The 17,945-nt window shown below is 40.5% G+C and carries 16 protein-coding genes; 6 read left to right on the top strand and 10 right to left on the bottom strand.

Going from position 1 to position 17,945, the window contains the following annotated elements; all coding sequences use genetic code 11:
* Positions 1-15: 15 nt before the first annotated feature.
* From IMZ28_RS06205 to IMZ28_RS06195, 3 genes are all read right to left on the bottom strand, one after another.
* Positions 16-2,538: a bifunctional diguanylate cyclase/phosphodiesterase gene (locus IMZ28_RS06205; RefSeq protein ID WP_197547730.1), complete on the bottom strand. Its 2,523-nt coding sequence runs from the start codon at positions 2,536-2,538 to the stop codon at positions 16-18.
* Positions 2,531-3,649 (bottom strand): FIST signal transduction protein, encoded by a 1,119-nt coding sequence (locus IMZ28_RS06200; protein WP_197547729.1) that lies wholly within the window; start codon positions 3,647-3,649, stop codon positions 2,531-2,533. Before IMZ28_RS06200 ends, IMZ28_RS06205 begins: the two co-directional genes overlap by 8 nt.
* 89 nt (positions 3,650-3,738) lie before the next feature.
* A complete protein-coding gene (locus tag IMZ28_RS06195) occupies positions 3,739-4,212 on the bottom strand; it encodes a DUF2231 domain-containing protein (RefSeq protein WP_197547728.1) in 474 nt (157 codons plus the stop codon).
* A gap of 135 nt (positions 4,213-4,347) precedes the next feature.
* Here IMZ28_RS06195 and IMZ28_RS06190 point away from each other — a divergent pair, with 135 nt between their 5' ends.
* Positions 4,348-5,124 (top strand): Spy/CpxP family protein refolding chaperone, encoded by a 777-nt coding sequence (locus tag IMZ28_RS06190; protein ID WP_197547727.1) that lies wholly within the window; start codon positions 4,348-4,350, stop codon positions 5,122-5,124.
* A gap of 34 nt (positions 5,125-5,158) precedes the next feature.
* Here the strand turns inward: IMZ28_RS06190 and IMZ28_RS06185 are convergent, their stop codons facing one another.
* Positions 5,159-6,256 (bottom strand): TRAP transporter substrate-binding protein, encoded by a 1,098-nt coding sequence (locus IMZ28_RS06185; RefSeq protein ID WP_197547726.1) that lies wholly within the window; start codon positions 6,254-6,256, stop codon positions 5,159-5,161.
* A gap of 100 nt (positions 6,257-6,356) precedes the next feature.
* On the opposite strand from IMZ28_RS06185, the gene IMZ28_RS06180 reads away from it, so the two are divergent.
* The 3 genes from IMZ28_RS06180 to IMZ28_RS06170 are packed head-to-tail and all read left to right on the top strand — an operon-like array spanning position 6,357 to position 12,894.
* The gene (locus tag IMZ28_RS06180) at positions 6,357-7,016 is read left to right on the top strand and encodes a class I SAM-dependent methyltransferase (RefSeq protein WP_197547725.1); all 660 of its coding nucleotides are present in this window, start codon (positions 6,357-6,359) and stop codon (positions 7,014-7,016) included.
* 11 nt (positions 7,017-7,027) lie between these two features.
* On the top strand, positions 7,028-11,374 hold the full coding sequence (locus IMZ28_RS06175; RefSeq protein ID WP_197547724.1) for a PAS domain S-box protein: 4,347 nt from the start codon (positions 7,028-7,030) through the stop codon (positions 11,372-11,374).
* A complete protein-coding gene (locus IMZ28_RS06170) occupies positions 11,374-12,894 on the top strand; it encodes an HD domain-containing phosphohydrolase (RefSeq protein ID WP_197547723.1) in 1,521 nt (506 codons plus the stop codon). Before IMZ28_RS06175 ends, IMZ28_RS06170 begins: the two co-directional genes overlap by 1 nt.
* Positions 12,895-12,927: 33 nt before the next feature.
* Here IMZ28_RS06170 and IMZ28_RS06165 read toward each other — a convergent pair whose 3' ends face one another.
* Positions 12,928-13,518 carry a class I SAM-dependent methyltransferase gene (locus IMZ28_RS06165; protein WP_197547722.1) on the bottom strand — a complete coding sequence of 197 codons (591 nt, stop codon included), beginning with the start codon at positions 13,516-13,518 and terminating at the stop codon, positions 12,928-12,930.
* Between the two features lie 61 nt (positions 13,519-13,579).
* Here IMZ28_RS06165 and IMZ28_RS06160 point away from each other — a divergent pair, with 61 nt between their 5' ends.
* Positions 13,580-14,350 (top strand): exodeoxyribonuclease III, encoded by a 771-nt coding sequence (locus IMZ28_RS06160; protein WP_197547721.1) that lies wholly within the window; start codon positions 13,580-13,582, stop codon positions 14,348-14,350.
* A gap of 2 nt (positions 14,351-14,352) precedes the next feature.
* On the opposite strand, the gene IMZ28_RS06155 is transcribed toward IMZ28_RS06160, so the two are convergent.
* The 3 genes from IMZ28_RS06155 to IMZ28_RS06145 are packed head-to-tail and all read right to left on the bottom strand — an operon-like array spanning position 14,353 to position 15,483.
* The gene (locus tag IMZ28_RS06155; RefSeq protein WP_197547720.1) at positions 14,353-14,802 is read right to left on the bottom strand and encodes a YaiI/YqxD family protein; all 450 of its coding nucleotides are present in this window, start codon (positions 14,800-14,802) and stop codon (positions 14,353-14,355) included.
* Positions 14,799-15,002 carry a YwbE family protein gene (locus IMZ28_RS06150; RefSeq protein WP_197547719.1) on the bottom strand — a complete coding sequence of 68 codons (204 nt, stop codon included), beginning with the start codon at positions 15,000-15,002 and terminating at the stop codon, positions 14,799-14,801. Before IMZ28_RS06150 ends, IMZ28_RS06155 begins: the two co-directional genes overlap by 4 nt.
* Positions 14,989-15,483 carry a hypothetical protein gene (locus IMZ28_RS06145; protein WP_197547718.1) on the bottom strand — a complete coding sequence of 165 codons (495 nt, stop codon included), beginning with the start codon at positions 15,481-15,483 and terminating at the stop codon, positions 14,989-14,991. Before IMZ28_RS06145 ends, IMZ28_RS06150 begins: the two co-directional genes overlap by 14 nt.
* A 143-nt stretch (positions 15,484-15,626) precedes the next feature.
* Here IMZ28_RS06145 and IMZ28_RS06140 point away from each other — a divergent pair, with 143 nt between their 5' ends.
* Complete coding sequence (locus IMZ28_RS06140; protein ID WP_197547717.1) at positions 15,627-16,259, top strand: TrmH family RNA methyltransferase; 633 nt, start codon at positions 15,627-15,629, stop codon at positions 16,257-16,259.
* Between the two features lie 116 nt (positions 16,260-16,375).
* Here IMZ28_RS06140 and IMZ28_RS06135 read toward each other — a convergent pair whose 3' ends face one another.
* Positions 16,376-16,684, bottom strand: coding sequence for a sulfite:cytochrome C oxidoreductase subunit B (locus IMZ28_RS06135; protein ID WP_197547716.1), 309 nt, complete (start codon positions 16,682-16,684; stop codon positions 16,376-16,378).
* Between the two features lie 9 nt (positions 16,685-16,693).
* Complete coding sequence (locus IMZ28_RS06130) at positions 16,694-17,899, bottom strand: molybdopterin-dependent oxidoreductase (RefSeq protein WP_197547715.1); 1,206 nt, start codon at positions 17,897-17,899, stop codon at positions 16,694-16,696.
* Positions 17,900-17,945: the final 46 nt, after the last annotated feature.

Here is a 17,945-nt window from a genome sequence, read left to right as displayed (position 1 = left end):
GAATGTAATCCTGGGTTACAAAGCCTCTTTCAATAACTTCTCCATTTTATCAGAGGGCATTGGTCTGGCATAGAGGTACCCCTGAATACTATGGCATCCGTTGTTCATTAAAAATGTTTTTTGCTCCTCTGTTTCAACCCCTTCGGCAATCACATCCAGGTTCAAGGTCTTTGCAAGTGCGATCACTGCCTGAATAATAGCTGCATTTTCCATATTGTCAGGAATACCATTTATGAAAGACTGGTCTATTTTAAGTGTATCAATAGGAAAACGATTGAGGTAAGAGAGTGAAGAGTATCCGGTGCCAAAATCATCAACAGATATCCCGATACCCAATTTGCTGATCATTTGAAGCGTCAGTATCGTTTGTTCCGGTTTTTGCATGATCTGACTTTCTGTTACCTCTATTTCAAGCCAGTTGGGTTGACATTTCGTCTCTTTCAGCATACTCTTTAACATGGAAACAAAATCATGTTTTTGAAGTTGCAGCATGGAGAGGTTGATCGCCAGTTTCCCGGGATTCAATCCCTTGGCGTACCACTGTACCATCTGCTGCATACCGGTTCTGAGTATCCACTCCCCCAGAGGAACGATCAATCGTGTCTCTTCTGCAATAGGTATGAATTTATCCGGGGGGATAAACTCCCCGTTTTTATCTTTCCAGCGGATCAAAGCTTCCATACCGATGATCCTGTCACGCTCTCCATCGATCTGAGGCTGAAAGTAAAGCATAAAACTTTCATCTTGTATCGCCTGGCGAAGATTGGATTCCAAAGCTAAGCGTTCGAAAGCTTTTTCTGTCATATCTTCTGTATAGAACTTGTAGGTGTTCCGTCCGTCATATTTGGCTTTGTACATTGCTGCATCGGCATTTTTCAGAAGATCGGCAGCTGTATCCGTATCATCAGGGTAGATACTGATACCTATGCTTAATGAGACATAGATACGGTGCCCATTGATAATAATGGGCTCATCCATACTCTGCATTATTTTTTGTACGATCTCTACCACCATGAGCGGGTCGTTTATATCATTAAAGATCATGATGAACTCGTCTCCGCCAAAACGGGCTATAGTGTCTGTACTGCGTATCCGACTCTTCAGTCTTTTTGAGACTTCCCTGATGGTTTCATCACCAAACTCATGACCAAAGGAGTCGTTGATCTCTTTAAATCTGTCCATATCGACAAACAGGACGGCAACTTTACTTTTATGGCGATGTGCTTTATGAATATATTGATCAAGTCTATCCAGAAAGAGCAAGCGGTTTGGCAGTCCCGTCAAGGCATCATGATAGGCCTGGTGTTCTAACGCATCACGCTGCAGTTCCAGTTGTCTTTCGTTCTCTTTTTTGGCAGTGATATCCATATAGGTTCCCAAAATACCGAAGATCTTTCCGGATTCGTCAATCAAGGGTACTTTGGATGTAGAGATCCACCGTGTTTGACCGTTTTTGTAGGTTACCGGTTCTTCAATATTCAGTTTTACAGTGCCCTCACGTATAACTTGCTTATCCATGGCACGATACATATCAGCCTCGCTTCTCCATGGCATTTCATAATCATCTTTTCCGAGAATATGACTTTCATCCTGAAGGTTCGCGTCCTGGGCAAAAAGGTTGTTGCAGCCCAGATATCGTGACTCCAGGTCTTTCCAGAATATCCTTATGGGGATAGTGTTGATGATCGTTTTAAGCAGATTACTCTCTTTTCGGATCTCCTGCTCCAGTTGTTTCTGCTTGGTTATGTCGAAAGTAGTTCCTGCTACATAGGTGATCCTGCTTCTTGTATCACACAGAATTTTACTCTGGATCTGCACATATCCGACCGATCCATCTCTCTTTATGATCTTAAATACACCATCGTAATAAGCTTTTTTCATATGTGTAATCAAATAGAGTGCTTTACGCATTTTTTTCTGCGACTTTTTGGTCAGATGGCGTCTAAGATACCTGTATGTAGGTGTGAAACTCTGAGGCTCCTCCCCGAATATACGAAATATTTCATCATCCCAGTGAATGTGCATGGAGGGAAATATAGTTGTCCAGCTTCCAAGATGTGCGATTCTCTGTGCCGTAGCCAATTGGGCTTTACTCTCATAAAGCTGTGCATTGTCTATACATGCCTTTATGGCATAAGTGAGTTTCAGGTTCAGCTTCGTCAGAGACTTGAGCACAATATTATCAAGTGGTTCATCTGATTTGGTTAAGACAAGGAAACCGAAATCCTTCAACTCAAAAAGATAGTAATATATCTGGTTGACTTTATATTCGAGAAAATGGCGGTTATCCTCATAGAACTTCTTTTCAAGCTTCTGTACAACAGAGAGGTGTTCCTCTTTTTTTCTCAGGACTTTTGGTTTGGTATAAAGCAGTTTTGACTTGTCATTGTCCTGCTTTTGATATACTGATGCGGAAGAACAGTTCAGCCGGCTCAACATCACAGTTGCTGTTTCACCGAGCATTTTTTTCAGCTCCAGTGTATTCCCTATGTGCATAGAGATTTCATAAAGTGCCCAGAGCAGAGGATTCTTATCCATGGCCGATATGTCCTACTACGGATGTTTTATTGAAAAATTCCAGATGATTTTTACCATTATTGGCGATCTCACCAAAAGTCAGTGCTCCTACAAGAGGCATATTGTTCCTGCATACTGCTTTAATTTCATCAGAAAAATCTTCTTCCAGGAACAGTACACGTGAGATACAGTCTATAAAGAGGGTAAAATCATTTTCAAAATCCATATTTTCGTTACTGATATCTGCAGCATTTTTTGCAGCTTTTATCAGGGCATCTTTTTTACCTTGCAGAATATCAACGTAATTACCCTCTTCTACATTTCCGACACAGACCATTTCTGTACCGTTGAGGATGATCGGATCGCGTACTATTTTTTCATTTGAGAGTGTATTGATACCAAAGGGAAATGATTTGGCAATTTGAAAAAAATTATCTGTATTGATGGGTTCAGAGGCGTATTGGTCTACGATACTTTTATAAACCTCAAATGCCGGTTTGAAGTCAAGCTCTTTTAGTACGGTCGTGTCCGATTTGGTCACCTGGTAAGGTCCGCTGATGCTTTTCCACCCATGACTGACACCAATTGAGCTTTTAGCCCGGGAATGGGCATAGACCAAAGCATCCTGTAACAGCCCTTGGCTGGTAAAGAGCGAAGGTTTCTGCTCAAAGCTCAATGAGCCGGTACCTCCTCCGATATAGTTGATATCCAGTCCGTAATTGTCAAACAGGACATTGATACATTTACCGATATGTTTTGTCAAACCGTCTATATAAACGAATATGGTTTTAGCGGACTTATCAATATTACCTATCTGTTTTTCCATATCAGCATCCAACTTGTCATAATTTTTTTGGCTGATATCTTTAATGATATTGATCTGGATGTTCTCTTTAAGGCCGATAAAAATAGTGCCTCTATCATACTTCGTGTCATTGTAGATAACAGAAGGGAAAATACCGCCTGTGACAGAGAGTGTGTTTTCGCGAAGAATGGGATCGATCAACTTCTTTGTAAATCCGTTGGCATCACATGCCAAAATAATAACAGATCTGTTTTTGGCACTGAGTATATTCATATTGTCAGCAAAACTTTCTATTGAAGCTGTAGGGTCAAAAATAATGTCAGCCATTTTTACTGCCTTCTGGGTATTCTGTTGATACAACTATATGATATCATCTTTTTTGGAATGTGTGCAGAAATACTCCTGTACAGCATTAACTATTTGGTGTTATTTTCGGATACTCTGTTCATAATTATCTGAGTGTCGACACCTCCGGAATATTTATAAACGATAGATCCACCTTTGTTTCCCTGATAAAGTGAGACGGAGATAGAAAGGATGATCAGAGAAAGAGAGAGTTTCTCAAGGGTCAGAGAGTTTTTGGAAAGAGCCAGCCATTTTGTCAAAGTGGTGATCAAAAGTATAAATACGACAACAAAACCGAATACTTTATGATGATCCAGAAGCGGTAGACCACTTTTCAGAATATTTTGGTTCTGGATGATCTTTCCTGCATCGATCAAGCCACTGAAAATTGCAAAAAATGATACAAGAGAGGCCAGAACCATGATCCGTATAGCAGCTTTTGAATAGGTTCTGTCAGCGGTTTTCAGATAAGTTAATTGAGAAAAGAGTGCTGCAAGCGGCAAAGCGATGACAAAGTGTACAAATGGGGGGTGTAAAACATTCATTGATATTCCTAATAGTTTTATATACTTACTATATCTATTATATTGGTAGATAAATTAATTTAATATTAAAAAATTCACACTAAGTTAACATTAAATCATTATAATACTTTATATTTTTTGATCAAGGAAGTTGAAATGAAAAAATCATTACTTTTTTTAAGTGCTGCAACCGCTGTTCTGTTTGCGGGTAATGCAGAAGGATTGGTAAAAAAACACTGTGCAAGCTGTCATATGCTTGAGAAACCTATGCCTGAGCAGATGCCGACACTGACTGCACCGGCATTTGATGCAGTGATCTTTCATCTCAAAGATTCGGTCAAGGGTCAAGAGGCACAGAAGATGTTTATCGTTGATTATGTACTGAACCCTTCCGCTTCCAAATCGGTTTGCGAGTCGAACAAGGTGGCAAAATTCGGTGTAATGCCTTCTATGAAAGGTAAGGTGAGAGAAGATGAGCTTGAAGAGATTGCCGAGTACCTTTTGAAGAACTACCCGCATCCAGCTTTTGTCAGAATGATCAAAGAGATCCTGAAAAATGATGCAATGGCGGCACTGAAAAGTTCTCCGTTTCTCATTAACTCGGACAACCTGCCTCATTTTACCAAACTGCTTATACAGAACTGGGATAAAGCAAAACTCGGACTTACCGATGAGCAGAAACAGAAGCTCCTGAAAGTACGTAAGAAGACAATAAGCGGTATATCCGGGATCAAGCAGCAGCTTGAGCCTCTTGAAGCGGATGTGATTGATGCTATGATAGAGAGAGAAGACCCTAAAAGTGTAGAGAAACAGCTTGAACAGATAGCGAAGCTGAAGCTTGAAGCAACCAAGATACACCTGAAGTGCATTGCTGATACGACAGCGATACTCAGTGAGGAACAGGTGGCCGTACTGCTTCCATTCTGGGAGTAACGGCAGGGGTGTACCAAGAGATCCCGGCTGCTTTTTAGCTTCGGATCTCCAAAAAGTTCTTTGTACTGATGTCATCCCAGGGCTTGTTCAGCTTTACAAAAGCTTCGTAACTTTCCAAAACCCGTTTAAAATCCTCACTTTGGCTACTCTGCTCAGCCAAGACCTCTTTAAGTGCTGCTTTTGCCGCATCCATCATATCTTTTGGGAATGTTCTTATCTGTACATTTCCAGGAAGTTCCTGCAGGGCTTTGGCATTTTTATAACGGAACTCCTGCAGCATATTTCCTGTCATCTCTTCACTGGCAGCTGTGATGATGGCTCTATGTTCATCACTGAGTTTTTCCCAGCGTACTTTATTGAAAGTGATCTCCAGAATGGAACCGGGTTCATGCCATCCGGTATAGTAGAAGGGGGCTGCTTTTGCAAAGCCCATCATGCTGTCAAGGGCAGGTCCCACCCATTCTGTTGCATCGATGGTTCCCCGTTCCAGTGCAGTGTATATTTCTCCGGCAGGAAGCAGGACAGGGTTGACTCCCAGCTTTTTCATAACCTCCCCGCCAAGACCTGGAATACGCATCTTGAGACCCTTGAGATCATCAAGCGAGTTGATCTCCTTTTTGAACCAACCGCCCATCTGAGGGCCAGTGGTTCCCCCTATAAGAGGGTAGAGGTTGAACTTGCCGTAGAGTTCACGCCAGAGTTCATACCCGCCTCCGAACTTCAGCCATGTGATCATCTCTTCACTGGTCAGACCAAGCGGCATACCGCCAAAGATGGAGAATGAAAGGTTCTTACCCTTCCAGTAGTAAACACCTGAGTGAAATGCATCGATCTGGGCTGCCGAGGTGGCATCGAAAACCTGCATGGCAGGTACGAGGATATTTTTGGCAAAAACCTTTATCTCCAGTGTACCGCCGCTAAGTTCATTGCAGCGCCTGGCAAAGGTATCAACACCAGTTCCCATGATGGGAAAATGGGCCGGCCAGGAGGTAGCCAGTTTGAGAGTGACTTTTTTTGCCCGGTTGATGTTGGCACTACCTGCTGCCTGTTTCTCTTCAGCTCTGTGGCACCCGCTGACAGCCAGTGCGGTAGCACCGATTGCTGTAGCGGACAGAAAATCTCTTCGTTTCATAATAATGCTGATCCTTGTGAATTTATCCACAGGTTGGACCTAGTCAAACCTACGATTAATAGAGTAAATAGTAACATAACATACGTTTTAAAGGGGTAAAATGGAGTGTCATATCTGTGATGGAGCAGTAGAGTCTTTTGTAGACGGGAAAACTGATATCAGCTACTATCATTGTCATACATGCGAATATCTCTTCAAGTCTCCGGAGTGTTATCAGGGAATAGAGGAGCAGAAGGCACGTTATGATCTACATGAGAATGATGAGAATGACGAAGGCTACAGAGCGTATTTTCAGCGCTTTCTTGATTTTGTACTTCCACTGGTCGGAGAACCGGAGAATGGATTTGATTTTGGATGTGGAAAGAGTACGCTACTTGCTGACATATTAAATAATATTGGAGTGGTTTGTGATTACTACGATCCGATCTATCACCCTGATTTACCGGATAATAGTAAAAAATATGAGCTTATTGTCTCTACGGAGGTTTTTGAACATCTTCATGATCCAAGATCAGTTTTTTCCTCACTGGCAGCACGCTTGAAAGAGGGTGGATACCTGGCGATACAGACACAGTTCCACCCCAATGACAGAGTAGCGTTCAGAGAGTGGTATTACCATAAAGATCCTACACACATTGTTTTTTTCAGACCGAAAACATTTCAAGTGTTGGCAGAGAGGTTTGGCTGTAAAGTGCTTGCAGATAACGGAAAGAATATGATAGTATTAAAAAAACAAACATCTGATCGATCGGGAGTTTAAAGGGTTTTAAAATGCAGGGGACTATTTACATAGGTATTGGTGCCAGTGCCGGAGGTCTTCATGCCTTGGAGCAACTGGTTGGCAAACTTCCTACTGATATGGGTTATGTCTATATTATAGCACAACATCTGGATGCAAGCAAAAAAAGTTCTTTGGCAGAAATTCTTGCCCGTTTTACAGATATTCCTGTCTTTCAGGCAACGAAAGAGTGTAAATTTGCAGCCAATCATATTTATATTATTCCACCAGAGTACAATCTTGAGTATAAAAACCATCATCTCTATTTGGAAAACATCTCTAAAACACCTGGTACTTCAACGCCTTCAATCGATACGATGTTCGAGTCTTTGGCTCGCTACAAAAAAGATCACTGTATTGGTATCATTCTGACAGGTACAGGAGATGACGGAACAGTTGGAGTTCAAAAGATCAAAGAACACGGTGGTGTAACAATCGCCCAGTCTCCGCAAGAAGCATACTATAAAAGTATGCCTCAAAGTGCGATCGATTCAGAACAGATCGATCATGTGCTGGATATTGAACAGATAGCGGAATTTCTTGATTCTTTTGTTTTGAACAGGCAATGTAACCAAAACTCCATTAGGATAAATGCACTCAGGTCAATTAGAAAAATTTTACAAGAAAAGAAAAACTTGGATATAGACAAATATAAAAATGACACTATAATGCGTCGTATAAACAAAAGGATGCTGCTGGTCAACGCTAAAACACCGGAAGAGTATCTTGAGTATATCAATATGTATCCTGAAGAAGTTACTCTGCTGTATCAAGATATTCTCATTGGGGTTACCGCTTTTTTTAGAGACAAAGAGTCATTTGATGCACTGGAAAACGAACTGTTTTCATACCTGAAAGAGAAACCTGAAAACTATGAACTGAGAATTTGGTCAATTGCCTGCTCGAGTGGTGAGGAGGCCTATTCATTAGGCATTTTAATCTCAAAAATCTCTAAAAGACTAAAAAGAAACTTCAATGTACGAATATTTGCTACAGATATTGATGATGAGGCGTTAGAGATCGCCCGGAAAGCTCTTTATCCCAAAAACGCTTTAAAAAACATAAACAAAGATCTGCTTGATGAGTATTTTGTAGAAACACATGATGGCTATAAAGTTGTACAATTTATCAGGGAACAGATTGTGTTTACACATCACAACCTCTTAAGTGATCCGCCATTTATCAATCAGGATATCATCAGCTGTAGAAATCTTTTGATATATATTTTGCCTGAAACCCAACAGGAGCTATTTACACTCTTTCACTATTCTTTGAAAGAGCATGGCGTTCTCTTCTTAGGCTCATCTGAATCAACCTTGCTTAGTATAAAATACTTTTTGGTAGTAGATGCCGAACGTAAGATCTATAAAAAAGAGAAGCTGAAAAATCCGCCTAAAATCCCTAGTCACTATTTTTCAAAGCATCTTGAACAAAACGATAAGGTCAAACCGCTTCAGGTTAATAAAACGCAAACTTTGAGTATTGAAGAGCAGATCTCCAAAAAGATCTTTGATTTTTTTGCACCAGAGTGTATATTGGTCGATAAAGACTACTCCATTGTTTACAAAAAAGGGGAACTTCCGTTTGTACATCTTTCAGACGGATTTGTAACGCTTAATATCTTGGAAAATCTTGATGAAGCACTTCGTTATGATGTCACGCTTCTGCTTTCCCGTGCATTTGATTCCAACAGAACAGAGAGAACAAAGTTTATAGAAGTAACACTCAACTCATCTGATAACATATTTGTAAGAGTGATCGCTCATCCTTTTGATGATACAAGCGACAACTCCCTGTTGTTACTATACTTCCAGACATTAAGTGCTGCAGAGTTGGAATTTAATTCAGATAAGACAATATTGTCAGATGAATCATTAATGATCCATAGTTTAACGACACAGCTTAAAGAGGTAAAAAAAGAAAATTATTTACTTTTAGACAAGGAAAAAATAAATAAAGAAAATATGCAACTCCTATATGAGGAGCTTCAAAGTTCAAATGAGGAGTTGCAAAGCTCAAACGAGGAGCTTGAGACTTCCAATGAGGAGCTTCAAAGTTCCAATGAGGAGCTTCAGGCATCTATAGTGAATATCAAAAAACTAAAACAGCAACTCTCTCTTATACTAAACTCTACACTAGATGGAATGATGGGGCTGGACTTGGACGGAAACCATACTTTTGTCAATGATGTCGCTGTTAAAATGCTTGGTTTTTCCCAAGATGAACTCATAGGCAGGAATGGACATAAGCTTTGGCATCATACGAGAGCTGATGGGAGCCACTTTCCTTTTGAAGAGTGCCTTTTGCATCATGCACTTAAAAATGGCAAATCAGTGAGAATCCAAGATCTGTTCTGGAAAAAAGACGGAACATCAATTGAAGTTGAAGTAGCACAAAATCCTATTGTTGAAAATGGGAGAGTTACTGGTGCTGTTTTGTCTTTTCACGATATTACAGAGCAAAACAGTGTTAAAAGAATAGCAGATCGTGAGCATCAACTCTCTGATATTTTCATGAAAACACTCGGGACAATAGTGATGACATTGGATTTAGACGGAAACATCACTATGATCAATGAACAGGGAGCCAAACTACTGGGGGTGAAACATGATCTTATCATAGGTAAAAACTGGTTTGACAACTTTATTCCGGAGAATATTAAAGATGAGATAAAAAATGTGTTTCACAAGATTGTTAACAGGAAAGTGGCACCTGTTTCTCACTATAAGAATATTATCATAGACAACTTCAACAACGAACACCTTATATCCTGGACAAACAGTCTCATCAAAGATATAGATGGAAATATAACAGGGGTGGTAGCATCAGGCATAGATATAAGCAATGAAGAGGTGTTGTCGAAAAAGCTTTTTGAACAGGAGAACCTATATAGATTAACATTTGAAGAAGCAAATATTGGGATTGCCCATGTCTCACTTGAAGGGATGTGGATAGATACAAATGAATATCTCTCAAATCTATTGGGGTACACAAAAGAAGAGTTTCAAAAACTAAATATTGCCGATGTAACATATAAGGATGATATAAATAACGAAAAAAAGATGTTGAGACTTCTTTTAAATGGTGAGTTGAACAGTTATCATACAGAAAAAAGATATGTACATAAAAATGGCTCAATAGTATGGGTCAATGTCGGAGTTGTTTTACTTAAAGATGACCTTGGAAAACCTCTGTATATTCTAAAAGTGATTCGGGATATTTCTGAAATAAAACTTTTGATGTACCAAATAGAGCTTGAACGATCTGAACTCAAAGATATTATAGAGTTCACTCCTATTCCTATTATGCTGTATGATGAAGACTGTAAAATAATTATGGTAAACAAAGTTCTTAGTGAAACCATAGGCTATGATAAAGAGGAGATTTTAGATATAAACTTTTTAATAAAGCATCTTTATGCCCCTCAAGACAAGAAAAAAGCAAAAGCGTTTTTTGAAAAGCCTTTTAAAAGCAGACAAATAGAAAAAATGGAACATACTATTGTTACCAGATTCGGGGAAAAAAGAGTTGGTATTTTAAATTCGGTTATGCTGAACAAAAGGAATGAAAAGAACAAAAAAGTTGTTTTGACCGCAATAGTTGATATAACAGAACTGCAACATAAAGAGGAGCTTATGATAGCACAGTCCCGTCAGGCCGCTATGGGAGATATGCTTGCGATGATAGCACATCAGTGGAGACAACCTCTCAGTGTTATATCTATGACAGCAAACAATATGCATGCACAGCTGGAGCTGGACGGAGAGGTGAAGCCCGAAGATATTGAAGAGTATATAAAAACACTTGACAAACAGACAAGTTATCTATCCCAAACGATAGATGACTTCAGGAACTTTTTTAAACCGGACAAAACAAAAGAGAAGATCTCTTTTGATGCCATATTTAATCAAATACTGACACTGATGCAAAAATCACTCCAAAACAACAATATTACTCTACAGCTACCGCATAATAGAGAGATAGAGATTTTCATTTATCCAAACCAGCTTATTCAAGTACTTATAAATATAATCAATAATGCAAAAGATGCCATAAAAGAACACAACCCTGAACATGGTGTCATAACTGTAAATTTAAATGAGAAAAAAAATAAAATTATCCTCGAAATCTGTGATAACGGCGGAGGAATAGACCCATCAGTAAAAGATAAACTGGGGCAACCCTATGTCAGTACTAAATCTCAAAACGGAACGGGACTGGGGTTATATATGTCAAGTATTATCGTTTCAAAGTATCTGGAGGGAAAACTCTACTGGAACAGCGATGAGGAAAACACCTGTTTTTATATTGAACTTCCAAAGATAAAAGAGAATAGATAATGTCAATACTTAAACAATTAAAAACAATTAGTTCAAATATTTCTATTTTATATGTAGAGGATGATCAAACGCTTCTTGAGAGTTTGTCTACCTATTTGAAGCTTATATTTGACCATGTGGATACAGCAGAAGACGGGAAAAGTGGTTTAGAAAAATTTAATCAAAACAAGTATGATATAGTGATAACCGATATTCAAATGCCAAATATGAACGGCTTGGAGATGATAGAAGCGATAAGGGAGAAAGATGCAGATCAGGAGATCCTGATAACAACAGCATTTTCAGAAGTTCCCTATCTCATAAAAGCTATCGAATTGGACGTAAACGGCTATATTATAAAACCAATAAACTTCGATAAGATAAACACCACTCTCTACAAAGTGGTAAGTCGCATTAATATGCTGCATGAAAATGAACGGTATAAAACAAAACTTGAGGAGATGGTTAAGCAAAGAACTGCCGAAAATCTTATACTTCAGAAAGAAAAAATAGATAATTATGAAAAAACGCTCCTCTCATTAGTAGAGTTAGTTGAAAAGAGAGATACATATACGGGTGGTCACTCTCTAAGGGTAGCAAAGTATTCCCGGCTCATAGCAGAGCATATGAACTACTCAAAAGAGGAGTGTGATCTTATCTACAGTGCAGGTATCTTGCACGATATTGGCAAAATAGAAACTCCGGATGCTGTATTGTTAAATCCAGGGAAACTGGATGAGCTTCAATTTTCTATTATCAAAGAGCATGTGACCACCGGAACAAAAATGCTTAGCAAGATCCCTATGTACAAAGAACATTCAAAGATCATAGCACAACATCATGAACGATATGACGGGAAAGGTTATCCAAATGGTCTAAAAGGGGATGAAATTATACCGTTGGCTCGTATTATGATCATAGCTGATGCCTTTGATGCCATGACGACCAATCGTATCTATAAACCAAAAATGAGCCTTTCAAGTGCGCTTGAAGAGTTAGATAGGTTTTCCGGTATTCAGTTTCATCCCGAAGTTGTAAAAGTCGCTATTGAAGTCTTCAAAGACTTGACGTTAGAAGAAAATATTATTCAACTTCCTGCAACAGAAATGGAGAAGAAAAAATTTGCTTTCTATTTTGAAGACCAGCTCACTTGTACTTACAATAAAACCTATCTGGATCTATTTTTAATTCAAAATAAAAACACTAAAAAAGCAAAATTCATCAATGTGCTTTTTATTCATAATTATGGAATTTATAATGATAAATACGGATGGGACAAGGGAGATCTACTTTTAAAATCAGTGGCTAACTTGCTCCGTAAACATTATAAAGAGAGTTTTATTTTCAGATTACACGGAGATGACTTTGCTATCGTGACAAACAAGAAGGTATCGATAGATCTTTCCATCTTTAAAGATTTAGTATCAAAGTCAAATAACCTGATAAGACTGGAATATAAAGAGCTGAATATTAAAAAAGAGCAGATCGGCTCATTATTGGACTTGGAAAAGCTATTATTGGTAGATAAGATAAATATTTAAGTTTCTTGTCCGATCTCAGGTCTTATCTTCGTGTCAAGACCAGAAATCCTCATCTGTCATGCCGCCGCTTTTCTTTTTTGCTACCATAGCAGCCTTCATGGTTTTATATCCCATATGATCGGTACTCCAGTATTCGCTGATATGCAGCAGCTCACACTTGTCGTCAAATGCGGCTTCAAGTTCACCCTCATTAAGTCTGAAGGCCGGGTTTGAGGGTTCACGTTCATTATCGGTATGATGGAGGAAAGTCTCCAGGATGATGATACCTCCAGGGGTAAGTGCATCGATCATTTGGGAGAAGAGTCTGCGCTGCAGAAAATATGCCTTGATAATGAGATCGTATTTCTCTTTGGGAAGTTGATATGTGTCAAAATCCACCTCTTTGGCATGAATACCCGCCAACCCCTGCAGTCTTTCAATGGCAACAGAAGAGATGTCAAGTGCATCGACCTCAAAGCCCAGGGAGACAAGATATCTGCTGTGCCGTCCGTTACCGCAGGCTATATCCAGTGCCTGTCTGCCCGGTGCAAGAGATGCATAGTTGGTTACGAGCTCTATAGGGGTACAGGGCATTTCATCCCTGCTGTGTTTTGCATCCCAGCGCTCTTTGTCTTTTTGTGCCATTTTCTAAGCCTTGTGTCAATCTATTTGGTTATTATTCTACCAAAAAACAGAGGGTATAGGCATGAAAAAACTCACTTTTATCTCATGGAATGTGAATGGGATCAGAGCTGTTGCCAAAAAAGAGGCACTGAAATGGATCGATGAAACAGAAGTTGATTTTCTTGGTCTGCAGGAGATAAAAGCAGAAGCAGACCAGATACCTGAAACGATCTTTGATCGTCAATTTAAATTTCAGAGTATCAATGCTTCCTCAAAAAAAGGGCAGTCAGGTGTAGCACTCTTTACCGATATTAAAGGTGAAGCTTATGCCTGTGATCATGTTGATATTCTTGATGAAGGGCGCATCAATGAGTATCACTTCGGGAATATCGCTTTTTTCAATGTCTATTTTCCAAATGGCCAGAGCAGTGAAGAGCGTCTTGCTTACAAGCTCTCTTTTTATGAGAGATTTCTCGAACACATCAATACCCTCAGAGATGAAGGAAAATCTATTATTGTCTGTGGAGATGTCAATACAGCCCACAAGCCTATAGACCTTGCCAGACCCAAAGCCAATGAGGGTACTTCCGGATTTCTTCCCATAGAGCGTGCATGGATGGACAAACTGATAGCCAACGGCTATGTCGATACCTTCCGCCATCTGCATGGTGACATACCGGATAGATACAGCTGGTGGAGCTACAGGGCAGGGGCGCGAGGACGGAACGTTGGCTGGAGGATAGATTATTTCTTTGTCTCAGAAGATCTAAAAGAGAGGATCGTTGAAGCTGAGATACTGGATGATATCATGGGAAGTGACCATTGCCCGGTGAAACTGGTACTGGAAATATAGGTTTATCTGTAATACTTTGCCAAAAAAGCATTGAACTGATTGGCAAAGGCATGGGCATCTTTCTGTCCGAACGGTTTGGGACCGCCTGTCATTTCACCGCTTTCGCGTATGCTTTCCATTAAATTACGCATTGCAAGATACTGTTTGATGTTCTCTTTGCTGTAGAGTTCCCCTCTATGGTCAATGGCATGGGCATCTTTGCTGATGATACGGTCTGCCAGAGGAATATCGGCAGTAATAACAAGGTCTCCTCTCTGACAGAGCGCTACTATATGATGGTCAGCTTCATCGGCTCCATGGTCGACAGTGATATATTCAATATATACTGATCTCCCAATGTTGATCTTTTTATTGGCAATCACGATCGTAGAGAGGGAAAGACGTTCAATACTTCTCAGCAAAATCGGTTTAAGCAGGTTTGGGAAAGCGTCACCATCTATGAAGAGCGTCACAGTATCTCTTTTACACGTCCGACCTCTCCGGTATTCAAACGTACTTTGATACCATGCGGGTGGGCAGGAGAGCTGGTGAGGATCTTTTGTACTTTGCCGTAAGTGATGTACCCCGTGGGCTGATCTTCTTTTAAAACGACACCCACATTCAACCCGTAGCGGATATTGGTACGTTTTCTGCCATCTTTATCTGGGTTCATAGTTCAATACTTTTTTGACTGTATCGATAGAGCAGAAGAAAAGTGCATCAAAAAGAGGACTGAGTCTGGTGGTTTTTGGGTCTATTACTTCAAAAGGCTGAAAAAAGAAGCCGGGGCCATCTTCCTGGCTGGTCGGCTTGACATGAAAGACAATGGGTCTGAGTGTTCGTACAAGGTTGAGTACTTTTTTATAGTTTGGTGCTTCTTCATCAGGAAGAAGATTCTGTTGTCTGCTCTCATGTACTCTGGCTTTGAGAAGCAGCTGTAGTTTGTCATTGAATATGACCTTGTTCCATTTGACTTCACCAAGCTCCATCGTAAAGGTACGGTTGGCTGTAGTTAAAGGATGCGGGTTGGCTTCACGTACCGCTTCAAGTAGATGCAGAAAAAAGTTTTTTCCGCCAAATTTTTGTGCAGCATCCAGAAGTATCTCATGGTAGTGACGTTTCTCTTCATCACTTAAGTTGTTAAAATCACACATGGTTCTCTTTTTTGTTTGAATTGCCGTATTATATCTGAATTTATTGGTTTCCTCACTTTTTCAGTTCCACAGCATGGGATACAAAACGAGTTTGCGTAAGTGGTTTTGCTTCTGCATGTGAAACATTCTGTTATACTTTCACTATGTTATATGAAGCACGTATCAGACGGATCGATATGGTCCTTTGTAAAAAACAGCCCGATCTGCAGCTATTCTGTGATGATGTCCACAGTTCACAAAACCTCTCTGCCATTACACGAAGCTGTGACGGGGCGGGAGTATTGTATCTGTACTATGCGACCAAAGACAACAAAGCTGTCAGGGTACACAAGAGTATCACACAGGGAGCACACCGATGGGTGGAGCGTGAACGTATTGATACAGAGAAGAAGTTTTCGTTCTTAAAACAAAAAAAGGATGAAGGGTATCAGATATTTGTAACCCATCTGGACGAGAATGCTGTTTCGTTTAGAGAGGTAGACTATACCAGGCCCACACTCATTATCGTGGGGAATGAGAAAGAGGGGGTAAGCCCACAGGTTGCTGCTATGGCAGACAGGAGCATAGTCATTCCCATGCAGGGAATGGTACAGAGTCTCAATGTATCCGTAGCAACGGCACTGGTGTTGTACGAAGCACAGCGGCAGAGGGAAGAAGCCGGGCTCTATGATACGCCGCAGCTTCTACTTGAACAGAGAGAAAGGCTAAAGGCCTCATGGCTCTATCGGGATACGATCGTACGCAGAAGCAAGGGAACGATAGTTCAACCCGGATGAAGCAATTTTATTGCATATTCCGTGTTCAATAAGCTATGTGTTGTCTCAAAAAGGGTATAGTGCTCCCACATTAGATGTGGGAAGAAGTGAAGTATGGAACTTGGCAGGAAAGCCCTTTATTGCTCTTTTCCGTTCCCGTAGTGTTCAAAGAGATAGTCTGTCACGATCTTGGCATCTTTGTCTGAGATGGGTGCTTTGAAATGGACGATCATCTTGTCTACTTTCCCTCTCCAGAATTTTCTGGATTGTTTTCCCTGGTTGATGATGTATCCAAATGAGTGACACATCAGACAGTTTGCCTGAACGGCATTAAAACCTTCTCCCATCTTGATAGGAAAGGCAACATAGGGAACCTCGACTTTCTCCTTGACCTGTGCCATTAACGGTATCATGGCTGTAAAAGTAGTTAAAATAATTTTCTTCATTCTGTTTCCTTATATGACTTCAACGGTAACTTTGTCAATACCGTTGAATTTGTATCCGCCGTGGTTCCATTTGACATCTTCGGCAAATGGCTGCTCTTGTCCGATCTTATTGACTGCTTTTGCCATGATGGTGAGTTTTCCGTATCCCATTGGTTTGAACGGATATCTGAAAGCTCTGTAAGCATAACGTCCCAGTTTCCCGCTATCGAGGATCGCTTTGTCCCAGGTTTTACCGCCATCAATGGAGATAAATACATCCTGGATACCGTGCCCGTCATCCCAAGCAACACCGCGTACGACCACATGTGACTTATGGTTGATGATAGAGTCTGGTGTAGGGTAGCCTATGACTGATTTGACATTCATTTTATTGATAGGCTTGGTTTTTGGGAATCTCTTTTGTGGTGTTTCACACTCACATTCATTATCAGGTACACGGTAGGCAACATCCATGAAGAATAGTTTTTTGTACTTGTCTGTTACTGTGATGTTGGAGAGCATTTTTACCCATGAGTCCGAGTATGAGCCGGGAATTACCAGTCTGAGCGGATAACCGTTCAGGTAAGGCAGGTCTTCTCCGTTCATCTCATAGGCAAGGATCACGTGGTCATCAAGTTCATCAAGACGCAGCTCACGGATAAACTCCGGTGTTTCATAGTATGCAGCTTTCTCGCTGCCGTTAAACCCGATCCATTCTGCACCTTTTTTCAGACCGGCTTTGTCGAGGATATCACTGAGACGTACCCCTTTCCATGTGGCACATCCCATTGCACCGTTACCCCATTGTATCCCTCCTGCTGTCGGAGTGAATGCGGAACGGCTGTTACCGCCACACTGCAGTACGGCTGTTACCTCTACCTGTTCATACTGTGTTTTAAGTTCATTCAGGGAGATCTTTAGCTCATGTTCAACAAGACCGTTTACATTGACTGTGAACTTCTCAGGATCGATATGTGTCGGGATATCCGGCATGTGCCAACGAACGAAGAATTGATCATTGGGGGTTAATGCAGAGGTAAAAACATCTCTTGGTGTCTCCAGCAGCGGTGGTCTGTCCGAGAAAGTGATCAGTGGACGTTTTTCGGGGAAAGCGAACTTTGATATCTCTCTGTTGTCTATAGGTTGGTGTGTTAGCCCTGCCTCAAGTGTTGAAGTGCCTAAAGCTGCTGCACCGGCGGTTACTGCAGCTTTCTTGAAAAAATCTCTTCTTTCCATATGTTACCTTTTGTTAGGGTATATTTTTTATGTGAAGCGATTATCG

The organism is Sulfurovum indicum, from assembly GCF_014931715.1.
In the GTDB taxonomy this organism is placed as follows: Bacteria; Campylobacterota; Campylobacteria; order Campylobacterales; family Sulfurovaceae; genus Sulfurovum; species Sulfurovum indicum.
Note: the sequence above shows the minus strand (reverse complement) of the source record. Positions and strands in the feature narration are given on the sequence as shown.

Bases quoted from the DNA above. Each gene is read 5' to 3' on its own strand.
- IMZ28_RS06170 (WP_197547723.1), top strand. From the start codon at position 11,374: ATGTCAATACTTAAACAATTAAAAACAATTAGTTCAAATATTTCTATT.
- IMZ28_RS06205 (WP_197547730.1), bottom strand. From the start codon at position 2,538: ATGGATAAGAATCCTCTGCTCTGGGCACTTTATGAAATCTCTATGCAC.
- IMZ28_RS06185 (WP_197547726.1), bottom strand. From the start codon at position 6,256: ATGAAACGAAGAGATTTTCTGTCCGCTACAGCAATCGGTGCTACCGCA.
- IMZ28_RS06145 (WP_197547718.1), bottom strand. From the start codon at position 15,483: ATGTGTGATTTTAACAACTTAAGTGATGAAGAGAAACGTCACTACCAT.
- IMZ28_RS06195 (WP_197547728.1), bottom strand. From the start codon at position 4,212: ATGAATGTTTTACACCCCCCATTTGTACACTTTGTCATCGCTTTGCCG.
- IMZ28_RS06200 (WP_197547729.1), bottom strand. From the start codon at position 3,649: ATGGCTGACATTATTTTTGACCCTACAGCTTCAATAGAAAGTTTTGCT.
- IMZ28_RS06175 (WP_197547724.1), top strand. From the start codon at position 7,028: ATGCAGGGGACTATTTACATAGGTATTGGTGCCAGTGCCGGAGGTCTT.
- IMZ28_RS06190 (WP_197547727.1), top strand. From the start codon at position 4,348: ATGAAAAAATCATTACTTTTTTTAAGTGCTGCAACCGCTGTTCTGTTT.
- IMZ28_RS06130 (WP_197547715.1), bottom strand. From the start codon at position 17,899: ATGGAAAGAAGAGATTTTTTCAAGAAAGCTGCAGTAACCGCCGGTGCA.
- IMZ28_RS06165 (WP_197547722.1), bottom strand. From the start codon at position 13,518: ATGGCACAAAAAGACAAAGAGCGCTGGGATGCAAAACACAGCAGGGAT.
- IMZ28_RS06140 (WP_197547717.1), top strand. From the start codon at position 15,627: ATGTTATATGAAGCACGTATCAGACGGATCGATATGGTCCTTTGTAAA.
- IMZ28_RS06150 (WP_197547719.1), bottom strand. From the start codon at position 15,002: ATGAACCCAGATAAAGATGGCAGAAAACGTACCAATATCCGCTACGGG.
- IMZ28_RS06180 (WP_197547725.1), top strand. From the start codon at position 6,357: ATGGAGTGTCATATCTGTGATGGAGCAGTAGAGTCTTTTGTAGACGGG.
- IMZ28_RS06135 (WP_197547716.1), bottom strand. From the start codon at position 16,684: ATGAAGAAAATTATTTTAACTACTTTTACAGCCATGATACCGTTAATG.
- IMZ28_RS06160 (WP_197547721.1), top strand. From the start codon at position 13,580: ATGAAAAAACTCACTTTTATCTCATGGAATGTGAATGGGATCAGAGCT.